Source organism: Flavobacterium sp., assembly GCF_036515215.1.
Taxonomy (GTDB): Bacteria; Bacteroidota; Bacteroidia; order Flavobacteriales; family Flavobacteriaceae; genus Flavobacterium.
Genome location: NZ_DATBVQ010000007.1, coordinates 1 through 12,972 on the forward strand (window position 1 = coordinate 1; position 12,972 = coordinate 12,972).

The following is a 12,972-nucleotide window of genomic DNA, read 5'->3' on the forward strand; positions in this document are numbered from 1 at the left end:
AGGAATCCCCAAATAGATGCCCACGCTCTCGGCAATTTGCCCGATGCTGATGTTGACTTCAAAACCGGTATATCCGAAATAGGGTGGGAGTATCGTGATGAAAATATAGGCATAAACGCTATAAAGCAACACTTGGAAAACACTGTTTAAGGCGATCAGTCCAGCGGCATATTCCCTGTCCCCGTCTGCAAGGTCGTTCCAGACGACCACCATGGCGATACAACGGGCCAATCCAATCAGGATGACACCGATCATGTATTCAGGGTAACCGTTTAGGAAAAACAAAGCCAGAAAGAACATAAGGATCGGCCCTACAACCCAATTCAGAAAAAGGGATGCCCCCAGTACTTTTGTGTTTTTAAACACTTCTCCCATTTGCTCGTATTTCACTTTTGCGAGCGGAGGATACATCATCAATATTAGTCCGATAGCTATGGGAATATTTGTCGTTCCGCTAGAAAACGAGTTGATGAAATTTCCACTGGATGGTATGAAATTTCCAATGGCAATTCCCAATGCCATCGCCAAAAAAATCCAAAGGGTTAAATAGCTATCCAAGAAACCTAATTTTTTTCTTTCCGCTGCGGGAGCACAATTATTTGCCGACATATTTATTTTTTAATTTGTGAGAATGCATAAAAGAGTTCAGTTGCAATTTGCATGCTTCTTTCGTGGTATTTTTCTGCTTGCTGTGGCGTGTTGTCAAAAGCTTTTGGATCTTCAAAAGTGATTGGAATTCTTTTTTCGGCACCAGCAATAAATGGACAACCGATATCAGCACTAGAACAAGTCAGTATTGCAGCAAATTCAGCTTGCGGATTAAAATCGTCATCATAGGTTTTAGAAAAACCAATAATGGGATGTTCGTTATCCGTGTATTTTATGCTGTAAACGGGATTACTTCCCTCAGAGAGGTTTTTCACCTTAAATCCGGATTTTGCCAATGTCTGTGCTGCCATTGGGAATAAAGCGGTAGTTTCGGTACCACCAGAGTAGCAAAACACATTACTTATGTTAAAGTAAGACGCGGCTGTTTGCGCCCAAGCCTGTGACAAATGACTTCTCCTTGAATTGTGGGTACAAATAAAGTTAAGCCTGATTTCTTCTTGATTGCTTACCTTGATTTGGATATAATCAATAAGCGGTTGCAAAACAGCCCTGCGCTCCTGCGTAATTTCTTCCGGATGAAACGAGAGTACCTCCTTTTCGATTTGGGAAAATATTTTAGTTTTTGATGGCATCATTTTCGATAGCGGATTTTAGATTAGCAACAGCCTCCACCTGGGGTGCAACTGTTGTTTTGGCTTGGTATTTCTGAAAGTTTTACCTTTTGTTTTGATTCTGGAATACCGCATTGGTCTTGCGCCAAGCAAGCGGTCTGTTTGTTTAACAGCGTAAAATCAGTCCCGTTAAAACCCAAATCATATTTCCCAATGGTTTCCGATTGGTATTCGACTTCGATTTCATGGTCTTCCATACCCAATACTTTTTCGGACAATTCGATAATATCCAACAGTTTTTTTGGTTTCAAACGGTGCTCGAAATCGTTGGCATCCCATAACTGGAAATTTGTCACGGTTTCTTTCCTTACTTTGCCCCCGCAGTCAATAAAGTTTTTAGTGATCAGGCCCACTTCCGTAACATGAAAATGTTCCGGCACGTACGTTCCGTTTGGCAATACAAAGGCAACATTCTCTAATGTACCCAGCTGTTTTTTAATTTCTGATAGTTTCATGATTCTTTGATTTAAAAATTAGCAACATTGATTTTTCTTGTTTTCCAGATAGTTGTTGATCTGATGAAAAAAGGCTTTTATTTTATCGAAACCTTCTTCGTTCAGGCAATAGCAAATGGCGTTTCCTTCAAAATTCCCTTTTATGAGTCCGGCATTTTTTAACTCTTTCAGATGCTGGGAAACGGTAGGCTGGGCAAGCGGGAGTTCGTTTACAATATCGCCGCAGATGCAACTGTTTACCTTGATGAGGTGTTGCAAAATGGCAATTCGCGCCGGATGCCCTATGGCTTTGGCCAGGACAGCCAATTCGTTTTGTTCTTCCGTGAAATGTTCTGTTTTAGTAATTCCCATCGCTATATGTTTATATTGCAATATTACGATATAAACGTTTACAAAAAAAATATTTGTACCTTTTTTTTGCAAAAGTTCCAATTGAATCAGACTAAATATTGATTCAATTGGAACGATTTCAGGGAATTAAAGTTGTTCTTAAAAGTGGATGTGGATTCTTTTTGGATAAGCATTCATAAGGGGAACGAATCTTTGGGAACGGCGTGAAAACCGACTTTTTTGACCTTGTTTTCAATATCATGGACGGCCACAATTTTGTTTGTGTGTACGGTGAATTCCCTTGGGAAAATGTCGGTGTTCAACATGACATCGATTATCCCGTCGATTTCTAAGATACTGTTTTTAATCTCTAATAAATCAGCATCTTTCATGGCATTCGTTCCAAATGTCTTGCCGTGGTTTCCTGGAATTACGTTTTTTGATAATAAGCCCATAGTTTTAGTTTTTAAGATTATTGCTGTTTTTTTAGATGAAATATAAAGGAGGTTTAACTACTTTAAATTTAATCATTTATCGGACTAAATCGTAAAAAAAGAACTACTTTTTTTTGAATACGTGGAAATTTAAATTTGGCTGGAAATTATTGTACCAATATAATATCTGTGAAAATGGCATAGACGCAAAATGAACTAGCCAAAGAGAAGAGCCGCATCGATTTTAAATAAGTTATATTTTCCGTTTTTGTTTAGAAATTAGTAACTTAGTGTGCTGGAAACTAACAATTTGAAAATACAAAAACGATGAAAAAGAAAAATGTTAAACCGAATCCCGAAGCTAAAAAGAAGGATGTAGAAGATAAAAATAAAGTGCCGGATTCTCTGTTGTATCCCCCAAGTGAAGATATTTACAACAAGTTTCATAAAGAGGGGGATATAAATCCGGAAGATATCACTAAAAAGAAGATTCCCGTTGAAATAAACAATACCACGGAATTAAATGAAAAGAATTTTGAGGAGGATATGGCCGGCGGGGATTTGGACATTCCCGGTTCTGAATTAGATGATGCTCAGGAGCATGTGGGAAGCGAGGACGAGGAAAACAATCATTACAGTATTGGTGGCGATAACCACAATGATTTAGAGGAGGACAACGGTTAAACGGGCAGAGGGGAATCACTAAAAGATACTGCCGTTTATTTTCAAAACGGCAGCGCAACTTGCATTGATGTAAGTTTAATTTTAGTGAATTGTGTTAAAGGTATATAGCGCAAACAGCACCACAAGAACCACTAGAATCACCAGATTAATCAGAATTATCAAACTGCTTTTATAGAGTGATTTTAGAAGTTCATGTTGATAATAGCGACGGTGCGCCGGAAAAAAGTAATAAATCATCCAGAAAAACCCGATTGATTTTATGCTAAAATGAACCCATTCCATGGTTGGATTTTGGTCAAATAGGAGCATGGTTTTATCAGTCAGAAAGAGCGTTAGGGTCAACAAAAGTAAAAAGGAAAAATAATGTAATGTGAAAATCCCGTGGTCAAAATAGTACCATTTTTTCTTGTCATGAAATAGCCAGAGTATGAATGCAAAAACGGGCATATATAAAAACAAGACCTTTGGAATGTTACTGGTGAATGAATAGGTGAACTTTTTTACAATTTGCTCGTTTGTGTTTTCTTCTTTTACGGCGAGCCATTTCTTCAAAAACCAATACTCCGTTTTGCTTACCTTTATTTCCTTGTCGCCATGTTTTTGTATGGAATCCAGTTCGGTTACGGATTCATAACCAAAATCAGCTGCCTCTTTTTTGTTGGCTTTTGTACTGTCAATTTCGTCAGTCTGCTGTAAGATTTTTATTATTGTGTCAGTGTTTTTTTGCGAAAGAATCCCCACCTTAGTCAAACCGTGCACGCTTTTCTCCTCAATATGCAAAGAATCGATCGTCGGAATTACCAGTTCTGTACTATTTTCCTTTACTGTCAAGGCTTCCTCTTTGTTTGTGGTTTCGCTTGGAAACAGCGATATGGTCAAAAATGTGGCAAAACTGATAAAAATATACAATCGTACCGGCGCTAAAAATGACAAACGCTTTCCGGACATATATGCCGTGGTCAGCACCGCCGGCTTAAAGAACAAGTAAAATATTGTCCTCCAGAAGGAGTTTTCATAATGCGTTAGGTCTTCAAAAAAATGGATGAATATATGATGGAACGACTTACGGCTTTCCGTGTTTTCCTGTCCGCAGTTGGGACAATACCTTCCCTCCACCAAATGATCGCAGTTGAGACAATTCTTATCTTCGCGTAATTTATTTTTTGACATAGGTTGTTTTGAATCAATTCAGGTTTGTAAATCTATTAAAATTTCAAATGATTTTTATTGGTTTTGATCGATATTTATTCTTTAATTAACTATTAAAACGATGCGGTGCAGAGTTTCATTAGTGCAAAATGGCTCTAAAATATAAAGCATTTATTAAATGCAGGAGTTTAAACCGATTGTCTGGACTTCGCTGAGTTCCTGAATGCGATAAAGACGGATTTTAAATCGGAGGAATAAAATAAAAGCCGTAACTTTTACGGGAGTTTCAACTAAAATACTAGGCGCTATGTCATTGAACAAATACACGCAAAAGCGCAATTTTAATTCCTCCAATGAACCAAAAGGCGAAATGGAGAAGACTGGTGGAGAATTGATTTTCGTGGTTCAAAAACATGCAGCATCCCATTTGCATTACGATTTTCGTTTGGAAATGGATGGGGTTTTAAAAAGCTGGGCCATACCGAAAGGGCCGTCCATGAATCCGGCTGACAAAAGGCTTGCAATCATGGTTGAAGACCATCCCTACGACTATAAAGATTTTGAGGGAGTCATTCCCGAGGGGAATTATGGTGCGGGTAAAGTGATTGTTTGGGATAGGGGGATCTACACTTTGGCTGAGGATTCGGATAAGAACGGGAACAGCTTCAAAGAAGATTTAAATAAAGGGCATCTGGGTTTCATTCTGAAGGGGAGCAAACTGAAAGGTGAGTTTGCATTGGTCAAGTTGAAAGGGAAGCAGGAAAACGCCTGGTTATTGATCAAAAAAAATGACGATTTTGCAGAAAATGACGATGTGTTGTTACAAGATAAATCTGTGATTTCCAGTCGAACGTTGGAAGATTTGGTTTGATGAATGTTTCCCATAAAAGCCAAAACCCACAACACATGAGATGTTGCAGGTTTCGGTTCTTAATTCCATGATGGTTTTCAGTCCCGGTTATTACTAAGAGTTGTACACATTTGTACCATGTTCATGAATATCTAATCCATCTATCTCTTCTTCTTTGGTAACTCTTAATCCCATTGTTTTCTTTAAGAGAAACAATACGATAAAAGACGCAGCAAGTGCCCAAGCCACAATTGCAGCAACACCGGTAATTTGTACAATTAGTTTGTCGAATCCGCCACCATATAGCAGTCCGCCATCAGTTGCAAAAACTCCAACTAATATGGTTCCTAATGCTCCACATACTCCGTGAACGGATATGGCACCAACCGGATCATCAATTTTTAATTTTTTGTCTATAAATTCAATAGAGAACACCACTACGATTCCACAGATTAGTCCTATAACTAATGCTCCTGCCGGGCTGACGGCAGCACATCCCGCAGTTACACCAACCAATCCTGCCAAAACACCATTTAAAGTCATTGAAATATCCGGTTTTTTGTAAAATATCCAAGTTAAGAACATAGCTGCTAAAGCACCTGCTGCACCCGCCAGATTAGTTGTAATGAAAATCGCTGCAACTTTAAAAGCATTATCTCCTGAAATTGCTAATTGTGAACCTGGGTTGAAGCCAAACCAGCCTAACCATAAGATGAATACCCCTAGAGCACCAATCATTAAATTATGACCAGGTATGGCATTTGACTTTCCGTCTGTATATTTTCCAATCCTAGGTCCAACCATTGCTGCCGCCACTAAAGAAGCAAATCCTCCAACAGCGTGAACTACCGTTGAGCCTGCGAAATCAGTAAAGCCCATTTTAGCAAGCCAGCCTCCTGCGTTCCAAACCCAGCTACCTGAAATTGGGTAGATGATTAATGTCATCAATAAGGAGAATATTAAATAAGTAGTGAATTTTGTTCTTTCGGCAATGGCCCCGGAAACGATAGTTGCGGCAGTTGCGGCAAATACGGTTTGAAAGAACAAGCTATGCATGTCCGGAAGACTGTCAAAAAAAGAGTACTGATCAACATCTCCTATCAAACCTCCTATCGATTCCCCATACATCAAGGAATATCCTACCGCCCAAAAAGCGAGACTTCCGATACAGAAATCCATTAAATTTTTCATTATAATATTCCCAGTGTTTTTTGATCTGGTAAAGCCCGTTTCTACCAGTGTAAACCCGGCTTGCATAAAAAACACTAAACATCCGGCGAGTAACACCCACATTAAGTCCATTGCAGCATTCGTATCCATAATATATTTTTTTTATTAGTTTGTTAGTGAGTTAGTTGACAGCGTCGGTTCCCTTTTCTTTGGTCCTGATTCTATAGGTTTCTTGTATGTCAGAAACGAATATTTTACCGTCACCTACCATTCCTGTATAAGCGGATTCCAGGATTGCCTCAACAGTTTTTTCTAAAAATGGATCCGTAACCACTATAGATATATACCTTCGTTGGATGTCTGTGGTACTGTAGGTTATTCCCCTGTACACATGACCTTCCTTTTCATTGCCCACGCCGGTGACATCCCAATAGCTAAAGAAATTGACTTCGATTTGATGCAATGCTTTTTTAACATCATCAAATTTTGACTTTCGAATAACAGCTTCGATTTTTTTCATAATAAAATTGTTTTTTAAACTTGATTTTTGGAGAATAAATTTTCTCTCTCTGATTTTTAATGATCAAATAAGTTTGGGTTTACATAAGGAAACCTAAAGTATTTTGGTTGTATTAGAAACCGTAAACTAGTGCTAAAGATAGTTGTGAAGCAGATTTAGTTGGTGCCCCATCAGAGTTTACAAAATATTCCTCAGAACCATTATCCAATCTAAACTCAGGGATGAACGTTAAGCCTCCGGACTTTAAATTTGCGGAGAACGTTAACGCAGTAACTGATGCGTCTCCAGAACCTTCCTTATAATCAAAATACTCCCCACGCAAGCCTAGACCAAAGTGTTCGTTTACCTTATATGATGGGTACACGGCAACACCTGAATAACCAACATCGCCTTCGTTTGAGTAATCGGCGGCATTCAGACCTAGTAAAAATTTGTCCGAAAGCTTGAACGTTGCCGTCAAGTCGACAATCGTACCGCTTACGGAACCGTCCATAAAGTTGATGTAAGCATTTATGTTTTCGGTTGGTGCTAATGACAATTGCGCTCCAACGGCATTTAAACCTTTAAATGCATCTGCAGTGTATGAATTCCAGGCATCGTTAAATGCGCCCACCATTAAACCTACTTTGTCAGATATAGCATAATTTGCTTTTATACCTGCATTTTGGAATGGCCCATTGGTGAACAGATAGGAAGTCGAGTAGTGGAAATTCGCTAATGGAGAAATCACCTCATATCCTATAAATGTTCCCATAAAGCCAGCCGTAAAACTTAATTTTTCGGTAGCTGCATAAGTGGCATATAAGTTTTGAATGTGGAATGAGTTAGCACCCAATTCATCGTAGGTTCCGTCTGAGTTCAAAATGGATTGGAATTGGCCTCTAGGTCCAAAAGATATTTCACCTACAAAAGAGGTTTTGCCCGTAGTTTTTTTCAATGCAATATCAATCATACCCAAGGAAAGGGAATTTTGGTCAGAAGCAAAACTTGTTGGAATGTTTGCCGTTTTAGAAAAATCATACTTGTAATAAAGGTCACCTGAACCTGAAATTTCCAATGGTGTGTCTTGTGCGAATGCCATAGTGGCTGTTAGCGCTAATGCTAAACTTAATATTACTTTTTTCATGCTTAATCTAGTTTTGGTTAATTGATTGGTTTCTGTTGTTAGTTTGTTGCTGCGTTTGTTCATCTTTAGAATTTTAATAATTGATTTTTCCCTCAAAAAGAAATAAACGACTAAACCGAAAAACACCCTCTCTGTCTTTGCGTTTATATCTCTATTTGTTGTTTATTGGGGCGAATTTATCAACTTTTATTCGAGAAAAATAAATATAATTTGACTTTTTGACGAAAACGCTGCGGAATTATCGATTAGTAAAAATCATTGGAAAATAATACGGAATCTGTAATTTCAATCGAAAAAATCACAATATCCATAATGGGTATTTTTAAGTACACCCCTTTTTTATTTAGGGGTTAAATTATAAAAATATAAATACAGAGTGTTTTTGAGTTTGTTTTTGGTGTTTTTAATACAGAAACATTAAAAACCATGGGGGTAGTAAGGTTTTAGTTTATTTTTGTTCTTGTTGAAAAGCAAAAATATTTTTTGTTTGTTGAAAATATTGTGCGTCAAAAAAAGGCATAAAAAAAACCATCAAGCGAAGTGATGGTTTTGATGGATAGAAATTGAGATTTATTTTAAAATATGACTTTTCAGTTTGAATTTTTGCTGTCGAAAGTTGAAAGCATTTTTTATGAAAGAAAAAGATGTTTTGGATCAGCGGATTTTTTCCAATTTTAGATATAAAAGATCTAATTCATTTTCCAAAGCTGCAATTTCATTTTTCAAATATGCGATGTTGTTTTGTGCTGAATCTATGTCTTCAATTCTTTGGTCGGTCGTCCTTAAAAATTGAAAGTCTGAAGCATCGGTTAATTCGTCTTTTGCTTTTCTTAAGTTAGAATAATTGACAGTGATTGAATTTTTAATTTCTGATATTCGATTATTTAGGGACTGTTTCTGCTCTTTCGCAGCTCTCTCCATTTCTAGGCTCTCCTGCTCGGCAATGCGCTTTTTTTGCTCCTGAATTTCCTTTTGTTGCAGCTGGTATTGCTCGTTGTTTTTTTCGGTTTGATTGTTCTTTTGTTCTAATTTATTTTTTCTGCTTTCTTGCAGATGATTAGTGACTAACAATCCAATAAATAAAACCAACGCTCCGGTAGCCAGAAAGAAGTTGTTTCTGCTAAGTCCCAAAATTTTTTGAAAGCTGCCTTTATTTTTCTCTTTTGAAGGAAATGTTATGAAAGGTTTTATGGGAGGAGGAACCGTAGCCAGAATACCTTTTAACTCCTCTACTTCTCCCGCTGTTTTCCAGTCGTCCATTCCTGAACACCAAACGGGTGTCATCCTTGTTATGTTCTTTGACTTTAATTCTTGGAGGTCAAAAGGACCCTTATTTTCATTTCCGTCGTGTAGGTAATAGGTTTTCATTTATAAGGATAATAATTATTGGTGTCTTAACTTGTTCTAAAGCTTCAAAAATACAAAAGAATTCCATTTATAAGCTTCTATTCCGTTAAATGCATAATTTCATTTTTGTTCAATGAAAAAATGTGGCCAGCACTATTTCGATAGCGATTAGGATGATGATAATCCACTCGAGGCGGGAACTTTCCCGCACGTTTAATACATCGGTGAAAAGAGTTAGATTATTTTCCACGATTTGAAGGCGATAGTCGAGATCTTTGAAACGGGTATTGATATCGAAATTAGACTTAAGCTGTCGGTTTAGAAGATTAAGTTCTTCATTGTCCCAAACTAGGTTTGGGTCGTCCAAAATGTATAAATTGTCCACGATACTGTTTTTAACATTCAGCACGCGACCGATGTATTTGAGTAAATTGGTCTTTGAAATGTTGATTTTTCCGTACTGTTCCAATTGCAGAATAAAATGTTTGGAAGAGGTAATGAGTTCGTCAGTGAGTTTTTCATAATATTCAAGTGCCACCGACTGTCCGATATTAAGCATTACGATACGTATAATGGCAGAGTCTATTTGGGGTACGGCCACAAAACTATTTTTTACGGAGACTTTTTGTAATTTTTCATCAGTTTTTATCCGGTATTCCTCAAACAGGTCCAAATCCACAAGCGTGGTTGCATAATTTTTTAAAAAACCCAACAGTTCGCTTTTCGCTAAGGCATCATAATTGGCAAAAACCACCACGCCATAGTCAAAAACATACAAATAGCGGCCCGCAGCTTCCATTGCATAAAAGACCTCGGAAGCGGAACCTGAATCTACTTCAGCACGAAAGTCTCCTCGAAATTTTTTGATATTGAAGGATTCGGCAATTTGAACCGCTTCTATTCGAATTTCCATAACCAGATGATTTGATATGCAAATTTAAGAAAAATGGCATTAGTACTGAAGTAAGTTTTTCACTTGAGGGCTACCAAAAATTCATCGTTTACTGAACATTTCTATTGTTTTCGCAATCGCTTCATCAAAATTCTCCCAAGTAGTTTCTGATGTCAAATCGGTGGCGATAAATGTTTTATTAAACTTTGACAGTAAGGTAAAATACACATATCCGCCCAACTGCAGCTGAAAAGCGGCATTAAGCGTTTTGTCTTTTTCGTCTATTGCAAATGTTTTTCCAACTTGTGAGTTGAAGTACTTAAAAAGGCTTTTGGTGTCCTCGTTATTTTCAATTAGCTGCCAGCGTAAAATTTCCTGCGTTAAAACGTTTTCTCGAAGTTCTTTAGTCCCTTCTTTGATGAAACTTTTTAAATTTTCAAGGTTGTCTTTTTTTTCATCGATTGCCAAAAGAGATTTAAAAAAATCCCCTTTTTGGGCAAAAGTCAGTAGCAAACCTTTCATTCCGCCAAAATAACGATAGATTAGCGCCTTTGACACGCCGGCCTCTTTTGCAATTGCATTAATACCAACGCCTTGCGGTCCCTTTTTTTTAAGGATGTCCAAAAAGGCTGAGTAGATTTTTTCTTCTGTTGCGGCTCTGTCTTTTTTCATTATAATTTGTCTAGGTTTAAAACGCTCCCCAAAGCGATTCCCGTTTCCTTTATTCTGGGATAATGTTCTTTCATCAATTCAAACATAAATGGAAGCGGTACTTCATTAAAAGTTCCGTAATCCTCCAGATACTCCATGAAAACTTGACTCCCGGTTTGGTCGAATTCCTGGAAGACCGAGTCGGTCTCGCCGTCAAATTCAAGCGGATGAACGTTCAGTAGCTTGCACAATTCTTTGTTGAAAGCGGGGGTGGCCTTGATCCATTTGGAATCTAGGTAAATTTCTATGTATCCGTGCGGAACCAACACGTCTGAGCCAAATTTTTCGACAATCTGATCCACTGCGATGTGGTTCTTTACTTTCGCCAATCCCAATCTGGCCGGTATGTGGGCCGCCCTCAGAATCGCGATCAAAATCACCACTTTGTCTATACAGTGTCCTCTTTTGTGTCCTATTAATTCCGACGCTTTCCAATCTTCATTTACTAAACTGAATCGGTAGGGGTAGTAGGGCCAGTTATCGCGTACGTACAGATAGGCTTTTTTTGCGAACTCCTTGTCCGTTAACGGGCCCTCACTATTTAGGAAGGTAACTGCGCTTTGTATTTTTTCATTTGACAAGTCGAAATGAAATGTTTCGTCGGTGTATAGTTTCATATGGAATTAAAAAAGTAAGCTTATGGCCATTTGCAATATTAAGACTTTAATTAGTTATAATAATTATTCAAAATTAAATAAATAAAACTATATTTGTTACCGTATGGTAACATTTTTTCAATAAATGTTACCGTACGGTAACTTTAACACATAAATATGGAAGCATATATCTATGACTCGGTGAGAACGCCAAGGGGAATCGGGAAAGGCAATGGTTCTTTGGCAGAGGTTAGTCCAGTTCAGTTACTGACGACTTTACTGAACGCTTTACGGGATAGAAATAATTTAGACACGACCCTAGTCGAGGATTTAATAGTGGGTTGTGTTACCCAGATTGGGGAACAAGGAGGGAATGTCGCGAAAGTTGCGGCCCAGTGCTCCAATTACGGGGACCACTTATCGGCAGTTTCTTTAAACCGGTATTGCGCCTCGGGCCTTGAGGCCATCAATAAGGCGGCCGCGATGGTTAAATCAGGATGGTCCGACCTGATTATTGCGGGCGGCGTGGAATCCATGTCACGCGTGCCTATGGGTTTGGACGGTTCTGCATGGGTAATGGAACCCGAAGCCGCTTTTGGGAAATTCGTGCCACAAGGTATTTCTGCCGATTTGATAGCCACCAAGTTTGGCTATTCGCGCAACGATGTAGACAGCTTCGCCGTAGCTTCACAGAAACGGGCAGCGACTGCCCAAAAAAACGGATTTTTTGATAAGTCAATCATCCCCGTAACGGACGTCAATGGTTTGACCCATTTGGCGCAGGATGAATACATAAGGGAACATACCACTTTACAAATCCTATCCGGTTTATCACCCGCTTTTGAGAAGATGGGGGATATGCTGTTTGACCAAACGGCCATCGATAAATACTTGGAGATTGAAAGAATCAATCATGTGCATCATGCCGGTAATTCGTCCGGAATTGTTGACGGCGCATCATTAATGTTAATTGGTTCCAAAGAAATTGGAGAAAAATTGGGCCTCAAGCCAAGAGCGATAATAAGAATGGGTGCCGTAATTGGCAGTGAACCGCTGATCATGCTGGAAGGACCAATTCCAGCTACTAAAAAAGCGTTGCGAAAGGCCAAAATGAGCGTTGGGGATATTGATATTTTTGAGGTTAACGAAGCCTTTGCGGTGGTTCCCTTGCGCCTGATGGACCATCTGAAGGTAGACCATTCCATAGTAAACGTCAATGGAGGCGCAATTGCCATGGGGCATCCTTTAGGGGCGACAGGTTGCATGATTTTAGGAACCGCGCTGGACGAATTGGAGCGCCAAAATAAAAGTACGGCTTTGGCGACACTATGTGTGGGAGGCGGAATGGGAATTGCGACAATCATTGAGCGCATTTAACACGCATGTTGATATGCAAATCGCATGGGACCGATAAAAAAAATAAATAGT

Annotated in this window: 16 protein-coding genes; 3 read left to right on the top strand and 13 right to left on the bottom strand. The window is 38.6% G+C overall.

Annotation, left to right across the window (positions count from 1 at the left end; translation table 11 throughout):
* The 5 genes from VIH09_RS00595 to VIH09_RS00615 all read right to left on the bottom strand — a co-directional run.
* Positions 1-609, bottom strand: a 609-nt coding sequence (locus VIH09_RS00595; protein ID WP_414656131.1) for an arsenic resistance protein, incomplete at its 3' end; no start/stop codon positions are given.
* Between the two features lie 2 nt (positions 610-611).
* Positions 612-1,244 (bottom strand): protein-tyrosine-phosphatase, encoded by a 633-nt coding sequence (locus tag VIH09_RS00600; RefSeq protein ID WP_331576817.1) that lies wholly within the window; start codon positions 1,242-1,244, stop codon positions 612-614.
* 20 nt (positions 1,245-1,264) lie between these two features.
* Positions 1,265-1,735 carry a DUF6428 family protein gene (locus VIH09_RS00605; RefSeq protein ID WP_331576819.1) on the bottom strand — a complete coding sequence of 157 codons (471 nt, stop codon included), beginning with the start codon at positions 1,733-1,735 and terminating at the stop codon, positions 1,265-1,267.
* A gap of 18 nt (positions 1,736-1,753) precedes the next feature.
* A complete protein-coding gene (locus VIH09_RS00610) occupies positions 1,754-2,086 on the bottom strand; it encodes a metalloregulator ArsR/SmtB family transcription factor (RefSeq protein WP_331576821.1) in 333 nt (110 codons plus the stop codon).
* Between the two features lie 173 nt (positions 2,087-2,259).
* Positions 2,260-2,520 (bottom strand): heavy-metal-associated domain-containing protein, encoded by a 261-nt coding sequence (locus VIH09_RS00615; RefSeq protein WP_331576823.1) that lies wholly within the window; start codon positions 2,518-2,520, stop codon positions 2,260-2,262.
* Positions 2,521-2,826: 306 nt separating this feature from the next.
* On the opposite strand from VIH09_RS00615, the gene VIH09_RS00620 reads away from it, so the two are divergent.
* Positions 2,827-3,183, top strand: coding sequence for a hypothetical protein (locus VIH09_RS00620; protein WP_331576825.1), 357 nt, complete (start codon positions 2,827-2,829; stop codon positions 3,181-3,183).
* 81 nt (positions 3,184-3,264) lie between these two features.
* Here the strand turns inward: VIH09_RS00620 and VIH09_RS00625 are convergent, their stop codons facing one another.
* Positions 3,265-4,353 (bottom strand): DUF3667 domain-containing protein, encoded by a 1,089-nt coding sequence (locus VIH09_RS00625; RefSeq protein ID WP_331576827.1) that lies wholly within the window; start codon positions 4,351-4,353, stop codon positions 3,265-3,267.
* 286 nt (positions 4,354-4,639) lie between these two features.
* On the opposite strand from VIH09_RS00625, the gene VIH09_RS00630 reads away from it, so the two are divergent.
* Positions 4,640-5,203 carry a DNA polymerase ligase N-terminal domain-containing protein gene (locus VIH09_RS00630; protein ID WP_331576829.1) on the top strand — a complete coding sequence of 188 codons (564 nt, stop codon included), beginning with the start codon at positions 4,640-4,642 and terminating at the stop codon, positions 5,201-5,203.
* A 93-nt stretch (positions 5,204-5,296) separates the two neighbouring features.
* Here the strand turns inward: VIH09_RS00630 and VIH09_RS00635 are convergent, their stop codons facing one another.
* From VIH09_RS00635 to VIH09_RS00665, 7 genes are all read right to left on the bottom strand, one after another.
* On the bottom strand, positions 5,297-6,502 hold the full coding sequence (locus tag VIH09_RS00635; RefSeq protein WP_331576831.1) for an ammonium transporter: 1,206 nt from the start codon (positions 6,500-6,502) through the stop codon (positions 5,297-5,299).
* A gap of 31 nt (positions 6,503-6,533) precedes the next feature.
* On the bottom strand, positions 6,534-6,872 hold the full coding sequence (locus VIH09_RS00640; protein ID WP_331576833.1) for a P-II family nitrogen regulator: 339 nt from the start codon (positions 6,870-6,872) through the stop codon (positions 6,534-6,536).
* 112 nt (positions 6,873-6,984) lie between these two features.
* The gene (locus VIH09_RS00645) at positions 6,985-7,998 is read right to left on the bottom strand and encodes an outer membrane beta-barrel protein (protein ID WP_331576835.1); all 1,014 of its coding nucleotides are present in this window, start codon (positions 7,996-7,998) and stop codon (positions 6,985-6,987) included.
* A 654-nt stretch (positions 7,999-8,652) separates the two neighbouring features.
* On the bottom strand, positions 8,653-9,366 hold the full coding sequence (locus VIH09_RS00650; RefSeq protein WP_331576837.1) for a GYF domain-containing protein: 714 nt from the start codon (positions 9,364-9,366) through the stop codon (positions 8,653-8,655).
* A gap of 109 nt (positions 9,367-9,475) precedes the next feature.
* Positions 9,476-10,258, bottom strand: coding sequence for an RMD1 family protein (locus VIH09_RS00655; protein WP_331576839.1), 783 nt, complete (start codon positions 10,256-10,258; stop codon positions 9,476-9,478).
* Positions 10,259-10,339: 81 nt separating this feature from the next.
* Positions 10,340-10,909 carry a TetR/AcrR family transcriptional regulator gene (locus VIH09_RS00660; protein WP_331576841.1) on the bottom strand — a complete coding sequence of 190 codons (570 nt, stop codon included), beginning with the start codon at positions 10,907-10,909 and terminating at the stop codon, positions 10,340-10,342.
* Positions 10,909-11,565, bottom strand: coding sequence for a transglutaminase-like domain-containing protein (locus VIH09_RS00665; RefSeq protein WP_331576843.1), 657 nt, complete (start codon positions 11,563-11,565; stop codon positions 10,909-10,911). The genes VIH09_RS00660 and VIH09_RS00665 overlap by 1 nt, the downstream gene beginning before the upstream one ends.
* Before the next feature lie 150 nt (positions 11,566-11,715).
* Between VIH09_RS00665 and VIH09_RS00670 the strand changes: the two genes are divergently transcribed.
* Positions 11,716-12,921: an acetyl-CoA C-acetyltransferase gene (locus tag VIH09_RS00670; RefSeq protein ID WP_349257397.1), complete on the top strand. Its 1,206-nt coding sequence runs from the start codon at positions 11,716-11,718 to the stop codon at positions 12,919-12,921.
* Positions 12,922-12,972: the final 51 nt, after the last annotated feature.